We start from the raw sequence: 23,733 nt of genomic DNA, 5'->3' as shown, positions 1-23,733 counted from the left end.
GGCGCACGGCGGGCGTCAGCCCACCTGGCAGCCGCCGGTCACCGGCTCCAGCGGGGCCGGTTTGCCGATGGTCGGCAGGCCGAGCATCACGCCGGGGGTCGCGGCCGGAGCGTCCTGGAGGCGTTCCCAGGCGTCACCAGCCCGCGTACGGCGTACAGAACCGAAGACGTCGGCGACCAGGTGATGCGGGGCGCCGTAGGTGACCTCGACCGTTGCCATGTCACCCGGTCGCGGCGCCTCGACGCCCTCGGGGAGCGCGAAGTGGACCAGGCGGTTGTCGCGGGCGCGCCCGGACAAGCGGTGCGTGGTGGCGTCCTTGCGGCCCTCGCCCTCTGCGACCAGGACCTCCAGCGACTTCCCGACCAGCGCCTTGTTCTCCGACCAGGCCATCTCGTCCTGCAGGGCGACCAGCCGCTCGTAGCGCTCCTGGACGACCTCGCGCGGGACCTGGTCCTCCATCGACTCCGCCGGCGTCCCGGGACGCTTGGAGTACTGGAAGGTGAACGCGCCGGCGAAGCGGGCCTGCCGGACCACGTCGAGCGTGCCCTGGAAGTCCTCCTCGGTCTCACCGGGGAAGCCGACGATGATGTCGGTGGTGATCGCCGCGTCCGGCATCGCCGCCCGGACGTCTTCGATGATTTTCAGGTACCGGTCGCGCCGGTACGAACGCCGCATCGTCTTCAGGATCTGGTCCGATCCCGACTGCAGCGGCATGTGCAGCGAGTGCATCACGTTCGGCGTCTCGGCCATCGCCTCGATCACGTCGGCGGTGAAGTCGCGCGGGTGCGGCGAGGTGAAGCGGACCCGCTCCAGCCCGTCGATCGCACCGCAGGCCCGGAGCAGCTTCGAGAACGCGTACCGGTCGCCGAACTCCACGCCGTACGAGTTGACGTTCTGGCCGAGCAGCGTCACCTCGAGCACGCCCTCGGCGACCAGCGCCTCGACCTCGGCCAGCACGTCACCGGGACGGCGGTCCTTCTCGCGCCCGCGCAGCGCCGGCACGATGCAGAACGTGCAGGTGTTGTTGCAGCCGACACTCACCGACACCCAGGCCGAGTACGGCGACTCGCGCCGCGTCGGCAGCGTCGACGGGAAGACGTCGAGCGACTCCAGGATCTCGACCTGGGACTCCTCGGCGATCCGGGCCCGCTCCAGCAGCACCGGCAGCGAGCCGATGTTGTGGGTGCCGAACACGACGTCGACCCAGGGCGCCTTCTTGGTGATGGTCGCCTTGTCCTTCTGCGCCAGGCAGCCACCGACGGCGATCTGCATGCCCGGCTTCTTGGCCTTCACCGGCGCCAGGTGGCCGAGGTTGCCGTACAGCTTGTTGTCGGCGTTCTCGCGGACCGCGCAGGTGTTGAAGACGACGACGTCGGCCTGGTCGCCCTCGGGCGCACGGACGTAGCCCGCGTCCTCCAGCAGCCCGCGCAGGCGCTCGGAGTCGTGGACGTTCATCTGGCACCCGTAGGTGCGGACCTCGTAAGTACGCATAACAGCCACCAAGAGTACGTCGCGAGGTGGAGTTTTCCCTACCTGGGTCGGGCCCTTCGCACCCCTGACCGGAACCGGCCGCGACGCCACAGTTGAAGCCATGAACAGTTCTCGCCGTCAGTTCCTCGCCCGTTCCGCCGTCGCCGGTGCCGCTGTCGTCGCGGGCGGCACCTTCGCCTCCTCCCCCGTCGCCGCGCTGGCGACGGTGGGGACCAACCGGATCACCGCGCTCACCGGCGTCACGGTGATCGACGTCGCCACCGGACACCGTGCCAAGCGCCAGACCGTCCTGATCAGCGGCGACCGGATCATCGCGGTCGGCCGCAACCTGCCCGTCCCGCGCGGCGCGACCGAGCTCGACCTGACCGGGAAGTTCGTCATCCCGGGCCTGGCCGACATGCACGTGCACAGCCTCGGCGACGAGCACGTCTCGCCGCCGCTCTACCTGGCCAACGGCCTGACCACGATCCGCGAGATGGCCGCGCCGGACCCGATGCTGTACGACTGGCGCGACCGGATCGACGCCGGCACGCTGCTCGGCCCGCGGATGGTCGTGGCCAGCCAGATCATCGACGGCGACCCGACGCTGTGGGACCCGAACCTGCTGCACGTCCTGGTGGTGAACGACGAGGCGTCCGCGCGGGCCGCCGTACGGCAGGTGAAGGCCGAGGGCGCGGACTTCGTGAAGGTCTACTCGCGACTCGGGCCCACGGCGTACCGGGCGATCCTCGACGAGGCGCGCCGGCAGGGCCTGACCGTGCACGGGCACGGGCCCGACCAGGTCTCGGTGCAGGAGGTCAGCACCCGCGGCCAGCGCAGCATCGAGCACATCCACGCGCTCGCGCTGTCGGTGTCGAGCCGGGAGGCCGAAGTACGCCGGATGCAGCGCGCGATCACGATCGAGACCGGCGACTACAACAGCTGGTTCCGGCAGGTGCACCCGATCGAGTGGATCGCCGCGAACTCGTTCAGCAGCGCCCGCGCCGACGACGTGTTCGGACTGCTGCGCCGCAACAAGACCCGCGTCACGCCGACCCTGACCATGCACAACGTGCTCGACATGCCCGACCACACCGGCCTCGACCCGGCGACCAGCAAGTACCTGAGCGCCGACTCGATCGGCACCTACGAGTACGTCCTGGCCAACCTGTACTCCGCGAACCGCCCGCCCGAGGAGGTCGCCCGGCAGCGCCAGATGTGGGCCTACCGCCAGCGCTTCGTCCGCGAGCTGCTCGACCGCGACGTACCGATCCTGGCCGGAACCGACACCGGTACGCCGTGGATGGTGCCCGGCTTCGCGCTGCACCACGAGCTGGAGCTGCTGGTCGGCGCCGGAGCCACCCCACGCCAGGCGCTGCACGCCGCGACCGTCGAGCCGGCCCGGTTCCTCGGGATGAGCGACGACCTCGGCTCGGTCGCGCCACGCAAGATCGCCGACCTCGTCGTACTGGACGCCGATCCGCTCGCCGACATCCGCAACACGCGGCGGATCCACACCGTGATCACGCGCGGCCGGGTGATCTCGCCGCAGGCCCGGCGGCGAATGCTCGCCGATGTCGAGGCCGCCGTCGCGCGACCGCCCGCGGGCCCGGCGCTGGCGGCCGGAGGCTGTTGCGGTGCCTGAAACTACAATTGGTAGTTCCGCTCTCACTTCTGGTAGCAGCCGTCGCAGATCGTTACCTCCGCGGAATCCCGTGGCCGTGCGAGGCAACCCCCGCCTCGGCTAGGTTCACGCCATGAGCGATTCCGTCACCTCGACGAACACCGTTCCGGTCAGCACCGGCCTGGTCGCCCTGTCGGGCGTCAACAAACACTTCGGCGACCTGCACGTGCTGAAGGACATCAACCTGTCCATCAGCAAGGGCGAGGTCGTCGTGGTGATCGGGCCGTCGGGGTCCGGCAAGTCGACGCTGTGCCGCGCGATCAACCGGCTGGAGCCGATCGACACCGGCACCATCACCCTGGACGGGCAGCCGCTGCCCAGCGAGGGCAAGGCGCTGGCCAGGCTGCGCGCCGACGTCGGCATGGTGTTCCAGTCGTTCAACCTGTTCGCCCACAAGACGATCCTGCAGAACGTCACCCTCGGCCCGTGCAAGGTCCGCAAGCTCGACCAGAAGGTCGCCGAGCAGCGCGCGATGGAGCTGCTCGAGCGGGTCGGCGTGGCCAACCAGGCCCAGAAGTACCCGGCCCAGCTGTCCGGCGGCCAGCAGCAGCGGGTGGCGATCGCCCGCGCGCTGGCGATGGACCCGAAGGTGATCCTGTTCGACGAGCCGACCTCGGCGCTGGACCCGGAGATGATCCAGGAGGTCCTCGAGGTGATGGTGGACCTGGCCCGGCAGGACATGACGATGGTCGTGGTGACCCACGAGATGGGCTTCGCCCGCTCGGCGGCGAACCGGGTGGTGTTCATGGCCGACGGCGAGATCGTCGAAGAGGCCGACCCGGAGACGTTCTTCACCAGCCCGACCTCCCGACGCGCCCAGGACTTCCTCGGGAAGATCCTCAAGCACTAGACGCCCGCCGGCCCAGCGGCCGGTCGCAACCGCTCCACAACACGAAGGGGATCCCACATGAAGATGCGCACCCTCGTCGCCTCAGTAGGCGTCGCGGCGCTCGCGCTGACCGTCGGCGCCTGCGGCAAGGACGGCACGCCGGCCGCGAGCGGTGGCGGCGGCAGCACCGGCGACTCCTGCGGTGAGCCGCACAAGTTCGATGTCGCCAGCGGCATCGACGTCGCCGGCAGCCCGGCGTTCGCCAAGATGAAGGCCCGCGGCAACGCGGTCGTCGGCGTCAAGTTCGACCAGCCGAACCTCGGCTACAAGGACGCCAACGGCAAGCGCTGCGGTTTCGACATCGAGATCGCCCGGATGGTCTCGGCTCAGCTCGGGCTGGACCCGGACAAGATCGAGTACAAGGAGATTCCGTCGGCGAATCGGGAGACCTCGATCGGCGGTGGCGAGATCGACTACTACGTCGGCTCGTACTCGATCACTGACAAGCGCAAGAAGCTGGTCTCGTTCGCGGGCCCGTACTTCGTCGCCGGCCAGGACCTGCTGGTCCGCAAGGACGACACCTCGATGGACGCCGGCAAGGACGGCCTGAAGGGCAAGAAGGTCTGCTCGGCGACCGGTTCGACGCCGATCCAGAAGGTCAAGGACGAAGGCCTGACCGAGGCCTCCAACATCTCGGAGTTCAAGACCTACTCGGAGTGCGTCTCGCAGCTGCTCGACAACAAGACCGACGCGGTGACCACCGACGACGCGATCCTCAAGGGCTACGCGGCGAACTCGCCCGACGAGCTGCGCGTGGTCGGTAAGCCGTTCAGCACCGAGAAGTACGGTATCGGTCTCCCGCTGGCGGACAAGGCCCTGCGGGACAAGGTGAACGCAGGCCTCGAGGCCTCGTTCTCCGACGGTACCTGGAAGGCCCTGTACGACGAGACGCTCGGCAAGTCCGGCTCCGCCGCGACGCCGCCGTCGCTCGAGAAGTACTGATCCACCGCCCGGCCACGGCGTTCGGCACCACCGGCGCCGTGGCCGGACTGCGTTCTCCCGATCTTCTGGAAGGTCACGATGCTCTCGGTCCTCACCGACAACGCCGAGCTGTTCCGGGATGGTTTCTGGACCACCCTGCGGCTGTTCGTGGTCGCCGGCCTGCTCAGCCTGGTGCTCGGCACCGTGCTGGCCGCGTTCCGGGTCTCGCCGGTTCCCGCGCTCCGGGCGATCGGCACCGGCTACGTCAACACGCTGCGCAACACGCCCCTGACGCTGGTGTTCGCGTTCCTGGTCTTCGGTGTGCCGAAGATGCAGATCAACCTGCCGACGTACTTCTGGTCCGCGGTCGCGGCACTGACCATCTACACCGCCGCCTTCATCTGCGAGGTGGTCCGGTCCGGCATCAACACCGTGCCGCCCGGTCAGGCCGAGGCGGCCCGCTCGGTCGGGATGACGTTCTTCCAGGTGCTGAGCATCGTGGTGTTGCCGCAGGCCTTTCGGGCCATCGTGCCGCCACTGTCCAGCGTGCTGATCGCGCTGCTGAAGAACACCACGATCGCGGCCGGCTTCTCGGTCCTCGAGGCGGGCGCGATTCCCGCCGTGATGGCCGAGCGCGGTGAGAACCAGATCCTGACGCTGATCTGGATCACCATCGGCTTCCTGATCCTGATCACTCCCCTGGTCTTCCTGCAGCGGTGGGCCGAGCGACGGACGGCGGTGGCCTGATGAGTGCGGTTCTGTACGACGTACCCGGGCCCCGGGCGAAAGCGCGCAACCGGATCCTCAATCTGGTGGTGGCGCTGGCCGTGCTCGGCGCGGTCGCCTGGGTGATCTACCGGCTGAACGCGACCGGCCAGTTCCAGGCCCGGCGCTGGGCGCAGTTCCAGTACACGGCGATCCAGAAGGAACTGCTCACCGGCCTGCTGAACACGCTGCGCGCGGCCGGTCTGGCCACCGTGCTGGCGATGCTGTTCGGCGCGATCTTCGCCGCCGCGCGGATCAGTGACCACGCGATCTTCCGGGTGCCGGCGACCTTCGTCGTCGAGCTCTTCCGGGCCATCCCGCTGCTGATCCTGATGTTCTTCTTCTACTACGGCAACCTGCAGTTCGAGCTCGGGCTGTCGCCGTTCTGGGCCGTCGTGTTCGGCCTGACGCTGTACAACGGCTCGGTGCTGGCCGAGATCTTCCGGGCCGGCATCGCGGCGGTTCCGAAGGGACAGCGCGAGGCGGCGTACGCGACCGGCCTGCGCAAGAACCAGGTCGTCCGCCTGATCCTGCTCCCGCAGGCGATCAGCGCGATGCTCCCGGCGATCGTCAGCCAGCTGGTCGTGCTGCTGAAGGACACCGCGCTCGGCTTCATCATCACCTACAACGAGCTCCTGTTCGTCGGCAAGCAGATGGGCGGCCGGCAGCAGTTCGGCTTCCCGTTCATCCCGACGTACATCGTGGTCGCGATCATCTACATCGGCCTGTGCTCGCTGCTGTCCCTGCTGGCGAAGGGGCTGGAAGGCCGCTCACGCCGCCGCCGCAAGGTCACCGGCGCCCCGCCCCCCATCGCCCCCCTCGACGCCAGCGAGGCCTGACCACCCAAACCCCGGCCCGGGTTGGAGCCACTGCGACCCGGGCCGAACTCTGTCCGACGACATCAGCAGTCGACGAGACCCACGTAGGTGTCGTGCGGAAAGGTCTCGGGAATCGACCAGGAGTCGATGCCCGGCTTGACGCTCACGCAGTCGTCCCAGTCCTTCTTCCACATCACCTTCACCGAGATGTCGTGACCGCACCACGTGGACAGCCGGACCTTCGAGTGCGGGTTCGTGAAGACCGTCGGGTAGGCACAGTCGACATCGGAGACGGCTGGCCCGGCGGACGCCGTCGCGCCGGTCAGACCGGCCATCGCCACCGCACAGCCCGCGACGGTGGCCAAGGAGAAGAGCTTCTTCATGCCGATTCTCACAATCAGTGGTCGATCAACTACGGATCGCACCAGTGAAGCACTTGATTGATCATCGGTCAGCCGGGCTGCAGCTTGTTGCAACGAACTTTGTTGCCTTCGGCTACTGCCCGGGCGACTACACGGTCTCGCCCGGTGACGTCGGCGTGGAGTCCAAGCCGGACTGAGCGCGGGTTTGGGACGAGGCTGTGCACGGACTGTGATCTCGATCGGGCCGGCACCGCCTAGCTTGAGGCCGAGAGCAACCACTGGGCGTAGCGGAGGGCATTCCGATGAAGCCACTGATCGCAGCCGTACTCGTCACCGTCGCCACCGTCGTGCCGGTCGCGCCGGCCGCCGCGGCGCCGGCGGCCAAGTGCGGGGCTCCGGTGCTGAAGGTCTGGTACGACTCCGACCAGACCGGCTCCTGGGCGAACGCGTGGTTCGAGCCGGCCGCGGGGTGCAAAGGGCAACGGGTGTCGGTGACGGGGCACATCTTCTGTGTGGAGGGCACGCCGCACAACGTGTACGCCGAGATCAAGTTCGGCGTCGCCCCCTTCGACACACCGTGGGTGGTGCTGCCGAAGACGTGCAGGGCGTTCACCGCGGACGCCATCACGATCCCCACCCGGGCCTCGGACAACTGGGCCTGGCGCTACGGCTACCAGCCCTGATCTGAAGGAGACCAGCTCATGCACAGATCACTGATCGCGGCCCTGGCCCTCACGCTCGTGGCGACGAGCAGCGTGCTCGCCGCTCCCCAGGCCGCCGCCGACGAACGGTACGTCGGCAAGAAGTGCGTCACGCTGACGCCCGGCGGCTTCGACAAGTTCACCGTGTGCGACACGCAGTACGACAGCATGCAGATCAGCAACCGCCGGACCCACTTCATCACCGCCACGCCGGTCAAGTGCCCGCTCTGGGGTCTGAACACGCGGCTGCGCGCGGCCACCGGCAGCGTCAGTGACGAGGACACGCAGTACGGCGTGTCGTGCCGTCAGCTCGCCGCGGTCGTGGCCGGTACGAAGAAGTCCAAGGTCGGGGTTTCGGTCAAGTCGTTCTTCACCGACGAGACGCAGCCGATCGCGTCGTACGGGTTCGATCCGTTCTGAGGTCTCCGGGCCGGGGTGGCGGCCGCCGCGACACGGCGCCACCCCCGGCGGAGGGGGCCGGGGGTGGGCGGGCCAGTTGGGTCAGCAAGCTCAGTAGATGTTGGAAGGCCGGACCATGCCCTCGGCGAGGTCGCCGAAGCCGGGGGCGATGATGGCGCCGGGATTGACCAGGGTTTCCTCGACGACGGCGGTCTCGGTGGTGATCAGGAGCGCGGCGATGGAGGCGGCGCTCTCCAGGGCCGAGCGGGTGATCTTGACCGGGTCCATGACGCCGAAGTCGAACATGTCGCCGTACTCGCCGGTGAGGGCGTTGAAGCCGTGGCCGAGCGGGAGCTCGGCGACCGTTTTGACCACCTCGTCGCCGTCGTAGCCGGCGTTGATCGCGATCCAGCGCAGCGGTTCGGCCAGGGACTGGCGGACGATCTCGCGGCCGGCCAGGGCGTCGCCGGTGAGTTCGAGCCGGTCCAGGGAGTCGCGGGCCTGAGTGAGGGCCGAGCCGCCGCCGGCGATCACGCCCTCCTCCAGTGCGGCCCGGGTCGCGGACAGTGAGTCCTCGACGCGGTGCTGCTTCTCCTTCAGCTCGACACCGGTGGCCGCGCCGACGTGGATCACGGCGACCCGGCCGGCGAGCCGCGCGATTCGCAGCTTCAGGTTGTCCTGGTCGTGCTCGTTCTCGGTGCGCTCCAGCTCCTTCTCGAGCTGGTGCAACCGCGCCTCGACCAGCTCCGACGCGCCCGCGCCGCCGACCAGCGTCGTACCGGCTTCGGTGATCGTGATCCGGTGGCAGCTGCCGAGATCCGCCGCGGTCACCGAGTGCAGGTTCACCCCGGAGTCCTCGCTGACCACCCGACCACCCAGTACGGCGGCCAGGTCCTCCAGCTCGGCGACCCGCCGGTGCCCGAACCCGGGAGCCCGCACGACGACCGACCGGAACGTGTCGTGCACGTTGTTGCTGACCAGCATCTGCAGCGCCGGCCCCTCGACGTTCTCGGCCAGGATCACCAGCGGCCGCCCGGACCGGGTGACCGCCTCCAGCGTCGGCATCAGGTCCTGCAGCTGGCTGATCTTCTGGTTGGTGAGCAGGATGAACGGGTCCTCGAAGACCGTCTCCATCCGCTCCTTGTCGGTCACCATGTACGGCGAGACGAAGCCGTGGTCGAACTCGATGCCGTCGACGACGTTCAGGCTCAGCCCGTACGCCGGGGACTCCTCGACGGTGACCACGCCGCTGGTGCCGACCCGGCTCATCGCCTGCGAGATCACGGCGCCGATCTCCGGGTCGTCGTTGGCCGACAGCGTCGCGACGTACAGCAGGTCGGTGTCGCCGCCGATCTCGCAGGTGCGGTCGTGCAGCGTCTTCACGACGACCGCGACGGCCTCCTCGATGCCGCGGCGCAGCTGCATCGGGTTGGCACCCTCGTCGACGGCGCGCAGTCCTTCGCGGACCAGCGCCTGGGCGAGCACGGTGGCGGTGGTGGTGCCGTCGCCGGCGACGCCGTTGGTCTTCATCGCGACTTCCTTGACCAGCTGCGCGCCCATGTTGGCGAACGGGTCGCGGAGCTGGATCTCGCGGGCGATGGTGACGCCGTCGTTGGTGATGGTCGGCGGTCCGGTGAGCTTCTCCAGGACGGCGTTGCGCCCCTTCGGGCCCAGTGTCACCTTGACGGCGTCGGCGAGCGCGTTCACGCCCTGCTCGAGCAGCTGCCGGGCGTCGGTGGCGAAGCGGAGGTCCTTGGCCATGGCGGATCCCTTTCCTCAGGCGACCTGGACCGGCGCGGCGCCGATCGGCCTGTCGGTGTCGTCGGCAACGATCCGCAGCTCGGCGGGGACGTCGAGGTCGTACAGCTTGGCGGCGTTCAGCCCGAGGATCTTGCGCTTCACATCCGGCGTGAGGACGCCGTACTCGGACTGCATGTCCTCGGGGATCTGGAAGTCGACGAACTTCTCGACCAGCCACTTGGGCTGCCAGATCGCGTAGTCGCTGGCGAAGGTGATCCGGTCCTCGCCGATCCAGTACAACAGCTCGCCGATGATCTGCGCGAAGTACTTCGGCCGGCTGTGGATGAACGGCATCGCGACCGCCAGACCGCCGTACACGTTGGGCTCCTGGGTCGCGATCCAGCAGAAGTCCTCCAGCCGCGGCAGCCCGACGTGCTCCACGATGAAGTTCAGCTCGGGGAACATCGAGGCGGCGTAGTCGATGTCCTGTACGTCGAAGGCGTCCCGGTTCAGCGGGTAGATGGTCGGGCCCTTGTGGACGTGGATGTTGGTGATGCCGAGCTCGACGCACTTGCGCAGGTACGGCTCGGCGGACGGGTCGGACAGCTTCCAGCCCTTGGAGTCGCCCTTCCACTCGGCGGTGTAGAGCTTGACCCCCTGCAGGTTCCAGCGGGCGTGCAGCTCCTCGAGCTTGTCCAGGCCCTCGGCGCCGTCGCGCGGGTCCCAGGCGCCGTTGGTGATGAACTTGCCCGGGTGGTTCTCCATCACGGCGCCGTCGCGCTCGGTGGTGTTGAACCCGTCGACGTAGAAGTCGGTCAGGTACGTCGGCTGGAAGATCGCCTTGTCGACGTACCCGATCTCGAACAGGTCGTGGACAAGGTCGTCCTCGGAGTACGCCCCGAACTTCTCGGTCGTCCAGACGTACTCGGCCGGCGACAGGTTGCGGTGGTAGTCGTAGAAGCAGGCCGTGAACCCCTCGCCGTAGCGGTTGCGGTTGTTCTCCGGCCGGCCGTTCCAGAAGTGCACGTGGCTGTCGACCACGTAGTACTTCTCGCCGTTGTGCTCGTACATGGCTCGCCTCCCTGGCAGGCAACAGCCTGGGCCCCGGCGGACCGGGGCCCAGGGGGATCAGCTGGGGACCTCGACCAGGTCGAAGTCGATGTACTCGGCGGCTTCCTCCGGGCTGGAGAAGAGCATCGTCCGGTCGTCGAAGTGCACCATCCGCCCGTAGTGGGTGGACATGATCTCCTCGAAGTCGGACTGGTCGAAGTCGGCGCCGAGCGCCTCGGAGATCTCGGCGAAGTCGAAGGTGAGCTTGCCGACGCCGTCGACCCGGATCATCGACGGGTACTCGGTGATCGTGACGTTGGCCTTGGCCCCCATGATCTGGGCGACCACGTGACCGTTCTGGTTGTTCATCAGCGTCACGCCGCACATGTTGGAGAAGCTGCGGTCGGCCGCGCCGAACTCCTTGCTCGTGCTCACAGGTCCAGCTCCTTCGGGATCTCGAGGTCGAGGTCGGACAGCACGCTGCGGAAGCTGTCCTTGGCCGCGCTGAGCGAGTCGGCGAAGGTGATCACCTTCTCGTTGGGCTGCGACCAGATCGGCTGCAGCTCGTGGGCGGCGTGCAGGCTCTGCGGCACCCAGGTGGCCAGCCACTCGCCGAGCAGCGCCTTGTTCGCGTCGCCGTGCTGGGCGTCGCGGGTCAGCATCGAGAACAGCGCCCGGCTGTACCCGAGGTCGCGGCTGTAGTCGTTCTCGCCGGCGCCGACGATGGTCGGCGTGATGTAGTCGCCGTTGCGGGCCGAGATCTGCATCAGCAGGTCGGACCGGAACAGCACGCCGACCAGCGACTCGAAGACGATGTTGGTGGCGAACAGCGCTTCGCCCCAGTCGCCGATCGCGGTCAGCCGTTCGGCGTTCTCGCGGACGCCCTGCCAGACCGGGTCGCGGTGCCAGACCTCCTTGTGCACCGAGCCGTCGAAGTCGATGTCGGACTCGGCCAGGTCGAGGTTGAACAGCGCCAGGTCCTGGGCGAAGCGCAGCTTGTGCGCCGCGTTCACGGCCATCGCGTTGTTGATCATGTTCGTCGGCGCCGAGCGCTGGGCGGCGGTGAACACGTGCATGCCGAGCCCGTTCTCGGCGTGCATCCAGGCGCCGAGGTTGCGTTCGATGAAGCGCGTCCAGGCCGGGTTCCAGTGCGCGTACGCCTTGGCCCGCTTGGCGTTCTCCAGGCTGAGCGAGATCTGCCGGACGACCGCCGCGTTGTTGCGGTAGATCGTCTTCTCCCACTCCTCGTTGGGGTCGCGGAACCGGTGCCAGTCCGACGACTTGAGGCCGGTCCAGTCCTGCGGGTAGCCACCAGGCGCGTCCGCGAAGCCGTAGATCCAGCCCTGCGACAGGTGCCGCTCGGGGTCGGGCTGGACGTCGAACGTGACGTCCTCGTACGTCGTCGCCCGCGCCTTGGCCGGCTTGTAGTAGTTGTAGCTGCGGCTGGTCGAGCTGGGGAACGTGAGCGCACCGGCCTCGGAGTCGGTGAACTCCGGGTGCGGGAAGCTCCGTTCCTTCGTGTCTGCCATCTCGTCTCCTACTCCGCCACCGAAGTGGTGAACTTGTCGTAGTGGATGTGCTCGCGCGGTACGCCTTGCATCTCCAGCAGGTCGATGGCCGCGTCGACCATCGGCGGGGGGCCGCACAGGTAGGCGTCGCAGCCGGCCAGGTCCGGCTCCAGCCGCTGCACCACCTCGGTGACGAAACCGGTGTGCTCCCAGTCGTCGGGCCAGCTCTCGGACAGGCAGCCGACGAACGCGAAGTCGGACAGCTGCGCGCCGAGCGCCTCGATCCGGTCCAGGTAGAACAGGTCGGTCTCGGTCCGGGCGCCGTAGTAGAACCGCACCGGGCGGTCGATCCCGTCCCGCACCGCGTGCCGCAGCAGCGCCAGGATCGGCGCCATCCCCGCTCCCCCGCCGATGCACAGGATCGGCCGGTCCGACGACTTCTTCAGCGTGAAGGTGCCGTACGGGCCGTCCAGCTCCAGCGCGTCGCCGGGTTGGAGCTGACCGTCGAGCAGGCCGGAGAAGTGCCCGCCGGGGTACTTCTTGATCAGGAACTCCAGCGGCTGGTCCGGCAGGTTGGCCATCGAGAACGACCGGTGCGCGTCGTGCCCGGGGATCGCGATGTCGGCGTACTGGCCGGGTTTGAAGGTGAAGCCGGCGGGCTCGACCAGGTCGAGCCGCAGCGACACGATGTCGTGCGTGACCGGCTCGATCGCGGCGATCGTGGTCCGTAGGTGCTGCAGCGGTACGGCGTTGCGCAGTTCCTCCTCGTCGTAGTTGATCAGCTCGACGGTCAGGTCGGAGTACGCGTGCGACTTGCAGAGCAGGATGTAGCCCTCGTCGCTCTCGTACTCGGCCAGCGCGAACGTCGAGTACCGGTCCATCTGCACGTCGCCGTCCAGCAGGAACGACTTGCAGGCGGCGCACTGGCCCTCCTTGCAGCCGTGCATCAGCGCGATGCCCTGCCGGAACGCGGCGTTCAGGACGGTCTCGTCCTCGTCGACCTCCATCTCGAGGTCGACGGGCTCGAACCGTACGACGTGCTTGTCACCCATCGACGACTCCTGTCCGGGGCTCGGGCGACCGGTGGCGGCGAGTGGTGCCAGGGTTCGCCGCCACCGATCTGCCCTGGGGGTGGGTCAGACCTTCGCGGGACGGCCCGCCGGCCCCCCGGCCTTGTACGCCGCGACGTGGGCCTCGCGGTCGGCGTCCGACATCTCGTTGAGCAGGATGTTCGGGCTGGCGAAGTTGATCCCGCGGACGTCGTCCAGGGTCCAGAGCTTCTTGGGGTCGTCCAGGTCGAGGTGCGGCTGCGGGATCAGCGTCTTGCCGTCGTCGCGCACGTAGCCCAGGTCCTGGATGATGTCGGCCAGGTCCCGGTTGTGGTGCAGCGTCTCCCACTCCCGGTGCCCGGTCAGCCGGCCCATGTTCGGCGTCGGCCGGCCCTCGTACTCCGGCCGGAACGCCTTGATGTCGGTCCAGGCGCAGGTCTCGGAGCAGTAGGTGCGCCACTGGCCGTCGACCTTCTCGGTGACCATGTCCTCGCGGATCAGCGCCGGGACCATGCAGGTCCAGCACCGGTGCGGGTACTCGTAGTCGACGTTCTCGAAGGCGATCGGCTTGTTCCGGCCCGGGTAGCGCAGGCGGTTGTAGTTCTCCCACCACTTGCCGTACTTGTTGTACCAGCCCGGGTACTTGTGCTCGAACCACTCGAAGTCGGCGTCCGTCATCGGGTCGATCCGCCAGTAGTTGACCGGCCAGCCGGTGGCGAAGAACTGGGCCACCTCGTGCACGTAGCCCTTGTTCCAGATCCGGTTCCAGGCTTCCTCGACCAGGTCGTGCGGGATCTTGAGCCCGTACTTTTCCAGCGGGATCAGGTAGCTGCGGTAGTAGTCGTCGTAGATCCAGCGGCGCCACATCTCGGCGTACGAGTCGCGGTCCTTGCGCCGGTCCTTCGTGCCGTACTCGATGAAGGTGCCGATCGCGGCGTCGACGACGCAGTGGTTGTTCCACCAGGCGTAGCGCAGGTCGCGCTCGAGCAGCTGCCGGTTGTCCTCGTCGGCCAGTGCCATCAGCAGGATCGAGTACCCGTTGCTGATGTGCCGCGACTCGTCGGACTGGACCGAGTGGAACACGGTCGGCAGCAGGTAGTCGCCGTTGGCCGCCGCCTCGTCGGGCATCGCCACGAACAGCGTGTTGGTGAACGCGGTCTCGGCCACCACCGTGAGGTAGATGTTGGCCGCGGTGATCGCGTCACCGGTGATGAAGCCCTCGCCGAACTGCCGGCCGATGGTGCCCGCGTAGTTGTTCGCGAACGCCTTCTCGGTGATGTCGAACCCGGCCGGGTCGATGTAGTGGTTCATGTACAGCTTCTTCAGGTTCATCTGGATCGTGGAGTGCCGGACCTCGTCGATCATCTGCACCGCGAGCCCGTTGTGGATCTCCGGGTTCGGGACGGCGTCGATGGCCATCGGCATCGCCCGGGCCGCGGAGATCTCCGGGAACGGGATGATCGACAGGAACAGCTTCTGCCACTCCATCCAGCGCTGCTGGACCTGGCGGAACATGTTGCCGCGGATGGCGCCGTCCATGGCGCCGAAGACGCGGTTGTCCTTCTCCTCCTCCATCGGGAAGTAGGACCGCATGATCTGCTTGAGCGGGTCCTTCTTCGGAGCTTTGTCGAAGCTGTAGTCGGTGCCGAAGCGTGTCGCGGGAGTGGCGAAGGTGGGCTCCCAGGACAGTTCGGTGATCTTGGCATGGGCCTTGCTCAGACTCTGCCTGCTCACGGTCTGCCTCCTCGGTCGGGGGTCGTTCAGGCGGCGTCGGGGCGCCGTGCACCGATCAGACACCGGCCGAGGCCTTGCGCTTGTCTCAATCTGAGACGGACGGTGGTGGCAGCCGCCCGTAGCCTGGGTGCAAGCCCCCGATGCTGAGAGGCGCCGCCTGTGGACTCACCGGACGACCGTCACACCGCCCACGGCGGCAGCCTGGTCCTGCAGCGCGCCCGCGACCGCTTCCTGTCCTCCGGTGCGTTCGACCCGCTGGTCCGGGAGCCGATCCAGGCGTCCTGGGTGCGGTCGTCCCGGCTCCGGGTCGACACCGACCACCTCGACCCGACGTACCTGGGACCGATCGAGGAGCCGTCCGCGCTCGCGCTCAGCGCGACGCCGGTGCTGACCGCGCTGGCCGAGGAGCTCGCCAACGAATCGGTGAGCATCATCCTCACCGACGCCCAGGGACTGGTGCTGCAGCGCACCTGCGCCGACCAATCGCTGGTGCGGAAGCTGGATCGCGCGTCCCTGTCCCCCGGTTTCAGCTACGCCGAGGAGCAGGTCGGCACCAACGGGATCGGTACGACGCTGGAGGCCGGCGTCCCGACGATGGTCACCGGCAGCGAGCACTTCACCGGCCGCCTCGGCGGCTTCGCCTGCGCGGGCGCGCCGATCCACCACCCGATCACGGGTGCGCTGCTCGGCGTATTGGACCTGACGTCGTCGGTGGCACACTCCAACGCGCTGCTGATGTACTGCGCCCGCTCGACGGCGCAGAAGATCGAGCAGCAGGTGCTGGCCCGGGCTGGTGCGCGGGAGCTGGCGCTGTTCCGGGACTACCTGGCAGCCTGCCAGCATCCGGGGAGCGGGGTGTTGGCGCTCAGCAAGGACCTGGTGATGATGAACGCCCAGGCCCAGCAGCGCTTCGACCCCGCGGACCAGGCGGCGTTGCTGGCGCGTTCTGCCGACGCTGCCGGGGAGTCGTCGCCGGTGACGCTGGTGACCGACCTGCCGAGCGGGCTGGTCGCCCGGATGGACTACCGGCCGGCGTTCAGCGGCGCTGAGCTGGCCGGCGGAGTGCTGCGGATCCAGGTTCAGTCAGGGCTCGACTCGGCGGCTCCGGCCGTCGTACCGGTGATGCCTGGGCTGGCGGGGACCAGTGCGACGTGGCAGCGGGTCTGCCACGCGGTGGACACCTCACGGAAGAGCGGGTCGTGGGTGGTGCTGGAGGGTGAGGCGGGCGTCGGCAAGATCGCGCTGCTCCGCTCGGTCAACCAGCTGCGCAACGGCTCCGGGCACTTCCGGGTGATGGACGCGTCGGAGGTCGGTCCTGGTTGGCTGGACACGATCGCTGAGGAGCTGGCGGCGGGAGCAGGTTCTCTCGTCGTACGGCGTGCGCACCTGCTCGACGCGGAGACAGTGGGCGGGCTGTCCGACCTCCTGCTCGAGTACGCCGACCAGCGGCGCGGTGTGTGGGTCGCGCTGACCATGCGCAGCGAGCCGCGCAACGCAGCCGTCGACGCGCAACTGCTGCCACACTTCGCGCACACCATCGAGGTGCCACCGCTGCGGCACCACCTGGAGGACATGCACAAGCTGGTCCCCCACCTGCTCGGCCGACTCAACCGGGGCAACCAGCTGACGATCTCCTCGTCCGCACTGGCGCAGCTGATGCGTCTGCCCTGGCTGGGCAACGTGGAGCAGCTCCGGCGAGTGCTGCTGCGCGTAGCTCAGCACCGGCGCTCCGGGACGATCCAGCTCGACGACCTCCCCGGTGAGTGCCGTGCCACGACACGGCGCCGGCTCACGCAGCTGGAGTCGCTGGAACGCGACGCCGTCGTCAAGGCGCTGGTCATCCACCGCGGCAACAAGGACAAGGCCGCCAGCGACCTGGGCATGTCCCGCGCGACGATCTACCGCAAGATCCGCGACTACGGCATCGTGCTGACGATCTGAAACTGCGTTGCGTGCTTGGTGACCGGCCGGGAGACTTTCCGGATGGCTACTGACGGGCGCGGCGGGATCGATGCGGGGCTGGTACGGCGACTGGTGAAGGCGCAGTTCCCGCAGTGGGCCGAGCTGGCTGTGGAGCCGGTGAAGGTGGACGGGTGGGACAACCGGACGTACCGGCTCGGGTCGTCGATGACCGTGCGGCTGCCTTCGGCGGCGGCGTACGCGGATGCTGTGGGCAAGGAGAACGAGTGGATCCCGCGGCTCGCGCCGTACTTGCCGGTGCCGGTGCCGGAGGTGCTGGGCAACGGGGTGCCGGGTGAGGGGTACGCCTTCCACTGGTCGGTGCGGCGGTGGCTCGACGGGGAGACCTCGTCCGTGGAACGGATCTCGGACCTGACCGCGTTCGCGGTGGCGGTCGGGGAGTTCCTGGTCGCGCTGCAGGGATGTGACGCGGCGGGTGGTCCGGTGCCGGGTGGGCACAACTTCCACCGGGGCGGGCCGCCGGCGTACTACGACTCCGAGACCCGGGCTGCGCTGGTCGCGCTGGAGGGTCAGGTCGACGTCGAGGCTGCTTCGGCGGTCTGGGAGGCCGCGCTGGCCAGTCGCTTCGACGGGCCGCCGGTGTGGTTCCACGGGGACATTGCCTCGGGCAACCTTCTGGTACGGGACGGGAAGCTGTCGGCGGTGATCGACTTCGGGACGTCGGGGGTGGGCGATCCGGCGTGCGACCTGGTGATCGCGTGGACGATGTTCTCGCGTGAGAGCAGGGAGGCGTTCCGGCGTACGGTCGCTGCTGACGCCGGGACGTGGGCCCGGGCGCGCGGGTGGGCGCTGTGGAAGGCGCTGATCGTGCTCGCCGACGGGCGTGACGTGGAGATCAACAAGTTGGTGATCGACGAGGTGCTCGCCGATCACCAACTCTCTCTTTAACGAAGAGTGTTGAAGGACTCTCGAAGAATCTCGATGGCTTCGGTCGTCTCCGGCTCGGTCAGCGTCATCGGCGGCGCCATCCGCAGCACATTCCCGTAAAGACCACCCTTGCCCACCAGCAGACCGCGGTTCTTCGCCTCCTGCTGGAGCTTCGCGGTCGTCGCCGCGTCCGGCGCGTTGTCGCCCGGCTTCACGATCTCGGCCGCGAGCATCAGCCCCTTCCCGCGCACCTCGCCGAGCTCCGGGAACTCGTCCGCGATCCCGCGCAGCCCGTCCGCCAGCTGCGCGCCGCGCTTGGCCGCGTTCGCCTGCAGGTCGTGGTCGAGCAGGTACTCGATCGTCGCCTTCGCGGCGCTGGTCGAGATCGGGTTGCCACCGAACGTCGACAGCGAGTTCGCGCTCAGGCTGTCCATCAGCGCCGGCGTCGCCACCACACCACCGATCGCGAACCCGTTGCCGAGCCCCTTCGCGAACGTCATCGCGTCCGGGACCACGTCGTGCGCCTGGATCCCCCAGAAGTGCTCGCCGGTGCGCCCCCACCCGGTCTGCACCTCGTCGGAGATCAGCAGGATCCCGTACTCGTCGAGGACCTCCTTGAACGCGGCGTACAGGCCGTCGGGCGGCGACGAGAACCCACCGACGCCCTGGATCGGCTCGACGATCAGGCACGCCACGTCCCCGGCGGTCGTGGTCGCGATCACCTCGCGCAGGTCCTCGACGCAACGCTGCACGTACTCCGCGTCCGGCAGGTCGCGGAACGGGCTGCGGTACCGGTACGCACCCTGCAGGTACTGCACGTTGACCGGCGACAGACTGCTCGCCGACCAGCCGCGGTTGCCGGTGATCGCGACCGTGCCGAAGCCGCGGCCGTGGTACGAGTTGCGCATCGCCAGCACCTGGTTCGACCGGCGCTTCTGGGTCGCGAACAGCAGCGCGGCCTCGTTCGCCTCGGTGCCGGAGTTGGTGAAGAACACCTTGGCGTTCTCGATCCCGGACAGCCCGGCGATCTTCTCGGCCAGCTCAATCTGCCGGCGGATCAGGTACACCGTGGAGGTGTGCGCGACCCCGCTGCCGAGCTGCTCGCGGACGGCGTCGGAGATCTCGGCGATGTCGTAGCCGATCGCGTTGGTCAGGATGCCGGCGAAGAAGTCCAGGTACTCGTTGCCTTCCCCGTCAGTGACCCGCCGGCCCGCGCCCCGGACGATCTCGATCGGCTCCTCGTAGTACAACGACAGCCAGTCCGGCATGACGGCCTTGTGACGCTCCCAGAGCTCCGCATGTGTCATGTCTTAGCAATACCTCATCTTCGGGTTGTCCGACAGTGTCCTAAGGTTCTGCGGGTGACGCAGCCGAGCATCCCGCACGTGGACATCGAGTCCCTGGCCCACTTCGACCAGGTCCTGGCCGCCGGAGCGACCGCGATGACCGGCTGGCGGGTCCAGTCGGTCGACCTGTCCGGGCGCACCGCGCAGCTGCTCGCGCTGACCCCGGCCGGCTCGCTGTTCCTCGGCTGCGCACTGGAGGAGCCCGCCGCGGCCTGGATCCGCGACGGCGGCGGCCTGCTCTTCCCGGCGATCCCCGAGCTCCCGTTCGACCCCTATCGCGGCACCCTGTACGACGCCGACGAGCTGTACGCCGGCCTCGACGCGGGCTACGACGCGACCCCGGACGCCCGGATCTACGCCTGGTCCCGGCAGCACGACGAGAAGGGCGACACCAGCCGTACCCTCGCCGCGGCGCTGCACGACCACTCGATCGCCGACGCGCTGCACGAGCTGCCCGACGGCCGGCCCTGGATCGGTGTGATGGGCGGCCACGGGATCAAGCGCGGCGATCCGACGTACCGGTCGGCCGTCGAGCTCGGCCGCTGCCTGACCCGCTCGGGGCTGACCGTCGCCACCGGCGGCGGTCCGGGCGCGATGGAGGCGGCGAACCTGGGCGCGATGCTCTCGGCGTACGACTCCTCGGCGGTCGATTCAGCTGTGGAGGCACTGGCCGCCGTCCCCTCCTTCCGCCCGTCCATCGCCGCCTGGGCCGCGGCCGGGCTCGCCGTACGGCGTACGTATCCCGGCGACGGCGGTGTGTCGATCCCGACCTGGTTCTACGGGCACGAGCCGCCGAACGTGTTCGCGTCGTCGATCGCGAAGTACTTCTCCAACGCCCAGCGCGAGGACGTCCTGCTCAGCCGGGCGCGCGGCGGCATCCTCTACCTGCCCGGAGCGGCCGGCACCGTCCAGGAGATCTTCCAGGCGGTCACGCCGAACTACTACGGCGACCCGTCCACCCAGATCCCGATGGTGCTGGTCGGCATCTCTCACTGGACAGCTGAGCTACCGGTCTGGCCGTTGCTGCAGTCGCTGGCCGGCGGCCGCCCGATGGCGTCGTCCATCCACCTGGTCGACACCATCGAGGAGGCCGCGGCGCTGGTCAGCTAGGCGACTTTCTCCGGGGTGAACTGCATCCGCGGGTTGGCGTACGCCTCCTGCGACTCGACGAGCTGCAGCTCGCGCTCGCCGGACTCGTGGGTGCGGGTGAGCAGGTCGAACACGCTCGACGTGGTCCGGGCCAGCGCGTCCGCGAGGTCGCCCGTACGCCGGTAGTGCGCGGTGAACAGCGCAGCCGTGACGTCGCCCGAGCCGTTCGCCTTCATCGGGATGTACGGCGTACGGACGATCCAGGCGCCGCTGTCGTCGACGGCCAGCATCTCGATCGTGCCGTCCTCGCGGTCGGGGCGCTCGACGCTCGTGACGAGCACCGTGCGCGGGCCGGTCGCGCGGGCCAGCTCGACCGAGGCCAGCGTGGACTCGAGCGTGTCGGGCTCGGTGTTGGTCAGGAAGCCCAGCTCGAACTGGTTGGGCGTGATGATGTCGGCCGCCGGGACCACGCGGTCGCGCAGCAGCACCGGGATCGCCGGCGCGACGAAGCAGCCGGACTTCGCGTTGCCCATCACCGGGTCGCAGGAGTAGACGGCGCTCGGGTTCGCCGCCTTGACCTTGTCCACAGCCTCGAGGATCACGTCCGCGATCCCCTCGCCGCCCTGGTAGCCGGACAGCACCACGTCGATCTGCGGCAGCACGCCGCGGTCCTCGATGCCCTGGATGACCTCGCGGACGTCGTCCGGGCTGATCATCGGTCCACGCCAGGCGCCGTACCCGGTGTGGTTGGAGAAGTTCACCGTGTAGACCGGCAGCACCTCCACCCCGATGCGCTGGAGCGGAAAGACGGCGGCGGAGTTGCCCACGTGCCCGAAGGCCACGGCGGACTGGATCGAGAGGATCTTCACCGCTCGATCATGCCACTCGGCGCTGCCGCGGATTCTGTCGGTCGGGTGCTCTAGGTTCTTCCGCATGGTGGATTTCGTGCTGGTACCAGGAGCTTGGCTGGGGGCGTGGGCCTGGGACGACGTCGCTGAACGGCTTCGCGCCGAGGGGCACGAGGTGGTGGCGGTGACGCTGACCGGGCTCGCCGAGCGGCACCACGCCGACTCGGCGCAGACCCCGCAGGCGCAGCACGTCGCCGACGTCCTGGAGGTCGCGGGCGGGCTGTCCGACGTCGTACTGGTCGGCCACAGCTACTCCGGCATCCCCACCGGCCAGGCGGCGGCTGCGCTGGGCGACAGGCTCCGGCACGTGGTCTATCTGGACTCCAACATCCCCGTCGATGGCCAGTCCTTCGCCGACGGCTGGTCGCCGGAGGGCCGCGCCTGGCTCGCCGGCCAGCTGGCCGAGTCCGGCGGCTTCTGGCCACCGCTCACCGCGGAGGACTACGCCGGGCAGGATCTCACCGACGCCGAGATCACCAAGCTCGTCGAGCGCTCGACACCGCACCCCGGGCGCGCGCTGACCGAGCCGGCGGTGCTGCCCCGGCCGATCACCGAGCTGCCCACGACGTACGTGAAGTGCCTGATGGACGGCGCGACGCCGAGCGCCGCCGTACTGGCGCACCTGGAGTCGCCGTCGTGGGAGCTGACCGAGCTCGACACCGGCCACTGGCCGATGTTCTCCCAACCGAACGAGCTCGCGAAGCTGCTGCTGGCTACGGCGTGAGCCAGCCCTCGACCTCTTCGAGAAAGAGGTCGACCTCCATCACGTCGTAGCCCTCGCGGAAGCGGACCGGGGAGAACTGGACCCGGCTGACCTCGTCGCGGGTGACCGGGTGGTCGACGGGGAAGCCGTTGACGGTGGCCATCACGCGGTCGACGAAGTCGTCGACCTCGGCGATCTCGTAGCCCTCGCGGAGCTTCACGAGGGTGAAGCGGGGAGTCTCACGCTGTACGGCGGTCGGGGTGCTGCTCGACGGCTGCGCCGCGGCGGCGCTGGCCGGGTGCACTGCGGCAGTGCTCGGCGGCTGGTTCCCAGCCGGGCGGTCGGCCAGACTCTGCGCTGCCACGTCGAGGAACGCGTCGACGTCCTCGATCGCGTAGCCCTCGCGGAAGCGGACGGGCGTGAACGCTACGTTGCGAACATCGGCGGCGCTGACCGGCTCGACCCCCGGACGGCCCTCGACCGTCGCCTCGATGCGCGCCACGAAGGCGTCCACCTCGGCGATGTCGTAGCCCTCCTGCCACTTGACGCGGCGGAAGAGCGGGGCCTCCATCAGCTGTTGGCGGCGGCGAGCTGGCCGCAGGCGCCGTCGATCTCCTGGCCGCGCGTGTCGCGGACGGTGACCGGGATGCCGCCGGCCTGCAGGCGGCGGACGAACTCGCGCTCGTCGGCCGGGTCGGAGGCGGTCCACTTCGAGCCCGGGGTCGGGTTCAGCGGGATCAGGTTGACGTGCACCCAGCCCCAGTCGCCGCGGGCGGCCAGCTTCTCGGCCAGCAGGTCGGCGCGCCAGGCGTGGTCGTTGATGTCGCGGATCATCGCGTACTCGATCGAGACCCGGCGCTTGGTCTTCTCGGCGTACCCCCAGGCGGCGTCGAGGACCTCGTCGACCTTCCAGCGGTTGTTGATCGGGACCAGCTCGTCGCGCAGCTCGTCGTCCGGCGCGTGCAGCGACAGCGCCAGCGTGACCGGGATGCCCTCGGTCGCCAGCTGGTTGATCCGCGGCACCAGGCCGACGGTCGACACGGTGATCCCGCGGGCGGAGATGCCGAGGCCCTCCGGCGACGGGTCGGTGAACCGGCGGACAGCGCCGATGACGGCCTTGTAGTTGGCCATCGGCTCGCCCATGCCCATGAAGACGATGTTGTTGACCCGCCCCGGACCGCCCGCGATCTCGCCCCGAGACAGCGCCCGGGCGCCGTCGACGACCTGCTCGACGATCTCGGCGGTGGTCATGTTCCGGGTCAGCCCCGCCTGCCCGGTGGCGCAGAACGGGCAGGCCATCCCGCAGCCGGCCTGGGACGACACGCACATCGTCGTACGGTCGGTGTAGCGCATCAGGACGGACTCGACGAGCGAGCCGTCGAGCAGCTTCCACAGCGACTTGCGGGTCTGCCCGTTGTCGCACTCCAGGTCGCGGACCTTGGTCAGCAACGGCGGCAGCAGATCAGCGGCCAGCTTGTCCCGGGTCGCCGCGGGCAGGTCGGTCATCTCGGCCGGGTCGGAGACCAGCCGGGAGAAGTAGTGGTTGGACAGCTGCTTGGCCCGGAAACCGGGCTCGCCGAGCGCCACCACCGCGGCCTTGCGCTCCTCCCCGCTGAGGTCGGCCAGGTGCCGCGGCGGCTTCTTGGCACGGCGCGGTTCATCGAAAACGAGCGGGAGGGAGGTAGTCATCGCCCTCGATTGTCCCTCGCGGCCGACCGCTTTCACAAATTCACACCGGTGGCACCGGTCA

At 68.9% G+C, this 23,733-nt stretch carries 24 protein-coding genes; 12 read left to right on the top strand and 12 right to left on the bottom strand.

The annotated features are described in order from the left end of the window. Positions 1-15: 15 nt before the first annotated feature. Entirely contained in the window at positions 16-1,491 is a 1,476-nt protein-coding gene (gene miaB, locus ACZ6Z4_RS35310; RefSeq protein ID WP_465575233.1) for a tRNA (N6-isopentenyl adenosine(37)-C2)-methylthiotransferase MiaB, read from the bottom strand. 100 nt (positions 1,492-1,591) lie between these two features. Between miaB and ACZ6Z4_RS35305 the strand changes: the two genes are divergently transcribed. From ACZ6Z4_RS35305 to ACZ6Z4_RS35285, 5 genes are all read left to right on the top strand, one after another. Next, positions 1,592-3,115, top strand: a complete 1,524-nt coding sequence (locus ACZ6Z4_RS35305) for an amidohydrolase family protein (protein WP_465575229.1) — start codon at positions 1,592-1,594, stop codon at positions 3,113-3,115. Between the two features lie 112 nt (positions 3,116-3,227). Beyond that, positions 3,228-4,004: an amino acid ABC transporter ATP-binding protein gene (locus ACZ6Z4_RS35300; RefSeq protein ID WP_363677333.1), complete on the top strand. Its 777-nt coding sequence runs from the start codon at positions 3,228-3,230 to the stop codon at positions 4,002-4,004. Positions 4,005-4,061: 57 nt separating this feature from the next. Then, complete coding sequence (locus tag ACZ6Z4_RS35295; RefSeq protein ID WP_465575220.1) at positions 4,062-4,985, top strand: glutamate ABC transporter substrate-binding protein; 924 nt, start codon at positions 4,062-4,064, stop codon at positions 4,983-4,985. Between the two features lie 78 nt (positions 4,986-5,063). Beyond that, positions 5,064-5,711, top strand: coding sequence for an amino acid ABC transporter permease (locus ACZ6Z4_RS35290; RefSeq protein WP_465575214.1), 648 nt, complete (start codon positions 5,064-5,066; stop codon positions 5,709-5,711). Further along, entirely contained in the window at positions 5,711-6,568 is an 858-nt protein-coding gene (locus ACZ6Z4_RS35285) for an amino acid ABC transporter permease (RefSeq protein WP_465575211.1), read from the top strand. Before ACZ6Z4_RS35290 ends, ACZ6Z4_RS35285 begins: the two co-directional genes overlap by 1 nt. A 62-nt stretch (positions 6,569-6,630) precedes the next feature. Here the strand turns inward: ACZ6Z4_RS35285 and ACZ6Z4_RS35280 are convergent, their stop codons facing one another. After that, positions 6,631-6,930: a hypothetical protein gene (locus ACZ6Z4_RS35280; protein WP_465575205.1), complete on the bottom strand. Its 300-nt coding sequence runs from the start codon at positions 6,928-6,930 to the stop codon at positions 6,631-6,633. 44 nt (positions 6,931-6,974) lie between these two features. On the opposite strand from ACZ6Z4_RS35280, the gene ACZ6Z4_RS35275 reads away from it, so the two are divergent. The 3 genes from ACZ6Z4_RS35275 to ACZ6Z4_RS35265 all read left to right on the top strand — a co-directional run bounded on the left by ACZ6Z4_RS35275 (position 6,975) and on the right by ACZ6Z4_RS35265 (position 8,030). Further along, positions 6,975-7,106 carry a hypothetical protein gene (locus tag ACZ6Z4_RS35275; protein ID WP_465575202.1) on the top strand — a complete coding sequence of 44 codons (132 nt, stop codon included), beginning with the start codon at positions 6,975-6,977 and terminating at the stop codon, positions 7,104-7,106. 105 nt (positions 7,107-7,211) lie between these two features. Beyond that, on the top strand, positions 7,212-7,592 hold the full coding sequence (locus ACZ6Z4_RS35270) for a hypothetical protein (RefSeq protein ID WP_465575199.1): 381 nt from the start codon (positions 7,212-7,214) through the stop codon (positions 7,590-7,592). A gap of 18 nt (positions 7,593-7,610) precedes the next feature. Further along, positions 7,611-8,030: a hypothetical protein gene (locus ACZ6Z4_RS35265; RefSeq protein ID WP_465575194.1), complete on the top strand. Its 420-nt coding sequence runs from the start codon at positions 7,611-7,613 to the stop codon at positions 8,028-8,030. 90 nt (positions 8,031-8,120) lie between these two features. On the opposite strand, the gene groL is transcribed toward ACZ6Z4_RS35265, so the two are convergent. From groL to ACZ6Z4_RS35235, 6 genes are all read right to left on the bottom strand, one after another. Beyond that, complete coding sequence (groL, locus tag ACZ6Z4_RS35260) at positions 8,121-9,770, bottom strand: chaperonin GroEL (RefSeq protein ID WP_465575191.1); 1,650 nt, start codon at positions 9,768-9,770, stop codon at positions 8,121-8,123. A 15-nt stretch (positions 9,771-9,785) separates the two neighbouring features. Beyond that, positions 9,786-10,820: an amidohydrolase family protein gene (locus ACZ6Z4_RS35255; RefSeq protein WP_465575187.1), complete on the bottom strand. Its 1,035-nt coding sequence runs from the start codon at positions 10,818-10,820 to the stop codon at positions 9,786-9,788. 57 nt (positions 10,821-10,877) lie between these two features. After that, positions 10,878-11,234, bottom strand: coding sequence for a propane 2-monooxygenase effector subunit MimD (gene mimD, locus ACZ6Z4_RS35250; protein WP_465575185.1), 357 nt, complete (start codon positions 11,232-11,234; stop codon positions 10,878-10,880). Then, positions 11,231-12,328: an aromatic/alkene monooxygenase hydroxylase subunit beta gene (locus tag ACZ6Z4_RS35245; RefSeq protein WP_465575183.1), complete on the bottom strand. Its 1,098-nt coding sequence runs from the start codon at positions 12,326-12,328 to the stop codon at positions 11,231-11,233. The genes mimD and ACZ6Z4_RS35245 overlap by 4 nt, the downstream gene beginning before the upstream one ends. A gap of 8 nt (positions 12,329-12,336) precedes the next feature. Beyond that, entirely contained in the window at positions 12,337-13,359 is a 1,023-nt protein-coding gene (locus ACZ6Z4_RS35240; protein ID WP_465575181.1) for a 2Fe-2S iron-sulfur cluster-binding protein, read from the bottom strand. An 84-nt stretch (positions 13,360-13,443) separates the two neighbouring features. Further along, positions 13,444-15,090, bottom strand: a complete 1,647-nt coding sequence (locus ACZ6Z4_RS35235; RefSeq protein ID WP_465575178.1) for a ferritin family protein — start codon at positions 15,088-15,090, stop codon at positions 13,444-13,446. 159 nt (positions 15,091-15,249) lie between these two features. On the opposite strand from ACZ6Z4_RS35235, the gene ACZ6Z4_RS35230 reads away from it, so the two are divergent. Both ACZ6Z4_RS35230 and ACZ6Z4_RS35225 read left to right on the top strand, forming a co-directional pair. Further along, complete coding sequence (locus ACZ6Z4_RS35230) at positions 15,250-17,031, top strand: sigma-54-dependent Fis family transcriptional regulator (RefSeq protein WP_465575175.1); 1,782 nt, start codon at positions 15,250-15,252, stop codon at positions 17,029-17,031. Positions 17,032-17,073: 42 nt separating this feature from the next. Beyond that, on the top strand, positions 17,074-17,958 hold the full coding sequence (locus ACZ6Z4_RS35225; protein WP_465575172.1) for an aminoglycoside phosphotransferase family protein: 885 nt from the start codon (positions 17,074-17,076) through the stop codon (positions 17,956-17,958). Here the strand turns inward: ACZ6Z4_RS35225 and ACZ6Z4_RS35220 are convergent. Next, positions 17,955-19,244: an aspartate aminotransferase family protein gene (locus tag ACZ6Z4_RS35220; protein ID WP_465575169.1), complete on the bottom strand. Its 1,290-nt coding sequence runs from the start codon at positions 19,242-19,244 to the stop codon at positions 17,955-17,957. The genes ACZ6Z4_RS35225 and ACZ6Z4_RS35220 overlap by 4 nt on opposite strands. Positions 19,245-19,298: 54 nt before the next feature. On the opposite strand from ACZ6Z4_RS35220, the gene ACZ6Z4_RS35215 reads away from it, so the two are divergent. Then, a complete protein-coding gene (locus tag ACZ6Z4_RS35215) occupies positions 19,299-20,393 on the top strand; it encodes an LOG family protein (RefSeq protein WP_465575166.1) in 1,095 nt (364 codons plus the stop codon). On the opposite strand, the gene pdxY is transcribed toward ACZ6Z4_RS35215, so the two are convergent. Next, positions 20,390-21,241 carry a pyridoxal kinase PdxY gene (pdxY, locus tag ACZ6Z4_RS35210; RefSeq protein ID WP_465575163.1) on the bottom strand — a complete coding sequence of 284 codons (852 nt, stop codon included), beginning with the start codon at positions 21,239-21,241 and terminating at the stop codon, positions 20,390-20,392. The genes ACZ6Z4_RS35215 and pdxY overlap by 4 nt on opposite strands. Before the next feature lie 64 nt (positions 21,242-21,305). On the opposite strand from pdxY, the gene ACZ6Z4_RS35205 reads away from it, so the two are divergent. Beyond that, positions 21,306-22,004 (top strand): alpha/beta fold hydrolase, encoded by a 699-nt coding sequence (locus ACZ6Z4_RS35205; protein ID WP_465575160.1) that lies wholly within the window; start codon positions 21,306-21,308, stop codon positions 22,002-22,004. Here the strand turns inward: ACZ6Z4_RS35205 and ACZ6Z4_RS35200 are convergent. Then, positions 21,994-22,554, bottom strand: coding sequence for a DivIVA domain-containing protein (locus ACZ6Z4_RS35200; RefSeq protein ID WP_465575157.1), 561 nt, complete (start codon positions 22,552-22,554; stop codon positions 21,994-21,996). The genes ACZ6Z4_RS35205 and ACZ6Z4_RS35200 overlap by 11 nt on opposite strands. After that, entirely contained in the window at positions 22,554-23,672 is a 1,119-nt protein-coding gene (gene rlmN / locus ACZ6Z4_RS35195) for a dual-specificity RNA methyltransferase RlmN (RefSeq protein ID WP_465575154.1), read from the bottom strand. Before rlmN ends, ACZ6Z4_RS35200 begins: the two co-directional genes overlap by 1 nt. Positions 23,673-23,733: the final 61 nt, after the last annotated feature.

It is taken from the genome of Kribbella sp. NPDC104740 (assembly GCF_055583505.1).
This window is presented reverse-complemented; position numbering and strand designations above follow the sequence as displayed.

Bases quoted from the DNA above. Each gene is read 5' to 3' on its own strand.
- ACZ6Z4_RS35265 (WP_465575194.1), top strand. From the start codon at position 7,611: ATGCACAGATCACTGATCGCGGCCCTGGCCCTCACGCTCGTGGCGACG.
- ACZ6Z4_RS35305 (WP_465575229.1), top strand. From the start codon at position 1,592: ATGAACAGTTCTCGCCGTCAGTTCCTCGCCCGTTCCGCCGTCGCCGGT.
- ACZ6Z4_RS35285 (WP_465575211.1), top strand. From the start codon at position 5,711: ATGAGTGCGGTTCTGTACGACGTACCCGGGCCCCGGGCGAAAGCGCGC.
- ACZ6Z4_RS35270 (WP_465575199.1), top strand. From the start codon at position 7,212: ATGAAGCCACTGATCGCAGCCGTACTCGTCACCGTCGCCACCGTCGTG.
- ACZ6Z4_RS35295 (WP_465575220.1), top strand. From the start codon at position 4,062: ATGAAGATGCGCACCCTCGTCGCCTCAGTAGGCGTCGCGGCGCTCGCG.
- ACZ6Z4_RS35240 (WP_465575181.1), bottom strand. From the start codon at position 13,359: ATGGGTGACAAGCACGTCGTACGGTTCGAGCCCGTCGACCTCGAGATG.
- ACZ6Z4_RS35225 (WP_465575172.1), top strand. From the start codon at position 17,074: ATGGCTACTGACGGGCGCGGCGGGATCGATGCGGGGCTGGTACGGCGA.
- miaB (WP_465575233.1), bottom strand. From the start codon at position 1,491: ATGCGTACTTACGAGGTCCGCACCTACGGGTGCCAGATGAACGTCCAC.
- groL (WP_465575191.1), bottom strand. From the start codon at position 9,770: ATGGCCAAGGACCTCCGCTTCGCCACCGACGCCCGGCAGCTGCTCGAG.
- ACZ6Z4_RS35290 (WP_465575214.1), top strand. From the start codon at position 5,064: ATGCTCTCGGTCCTCACCGACAACGCCGAGCTGTTCCGGGATGGTTTC.
- ACZ6Z4_RS35280 (WP_465575205.1), bottom strand. From the start codon at position 6,930: ATGAAGAAGCTCTTCTCCTTGGCCACCGTCGCGGGCTGTGCGGTGGCG.
- ACZ6Z4_RS35200 (WP_465575157.1), bottom strand. From the start codon at position 22,554: ATGGAGGCCCCGCTCTTCCGCCGCGTCAAGTGGCAGGAGGGCTACGAC.
- rlmN (WP_465575154.1), bottom strand. From the start codon at position 23,672: ATGACTACCTCCCTCCCGCTCGTTTTCGATGAACCGCGCCGTGCCAAG.
- ACZ6Z4_RS35255 (WP_465575187.1), bottom strand. From the start codon at position 10,820: ATGTACGAGCACAACGGCGAGAAGTACTACGTGGTCGACAGCCACGTG.
- ACZ6Z4_RS35245 (WP_465575183.1), bottom strand. From the start codon at position 12,328: ATGGCAGACACGAAGGAACGGAGCTTCCCGCACCCGGAGTTCACCGAC.
- ACZ6Z4_RS35205 (WP_465575160.1), top strand. From the start codon at position 21,306: ATGGTGGATTTCGTGCTGGTACCAGGAGCTTGGCTGGGGGCGTGGGCC.
- ACZ6Z4_RS35300 (WP_363677333.1), top strand. From the start codon at position 3,228: ATGAGCGATTCCGTCACCTCGACGAACACCGTTCCGGTCAGCACCGGC.
- ACZ6Z4_RS35220 (WP_465575169.1), bottom strand. From the start codon at position 19,244: ATGACACATGCGGAGCTCTGGGAGCGTCACAAGGCCGTCATGCCGGAC.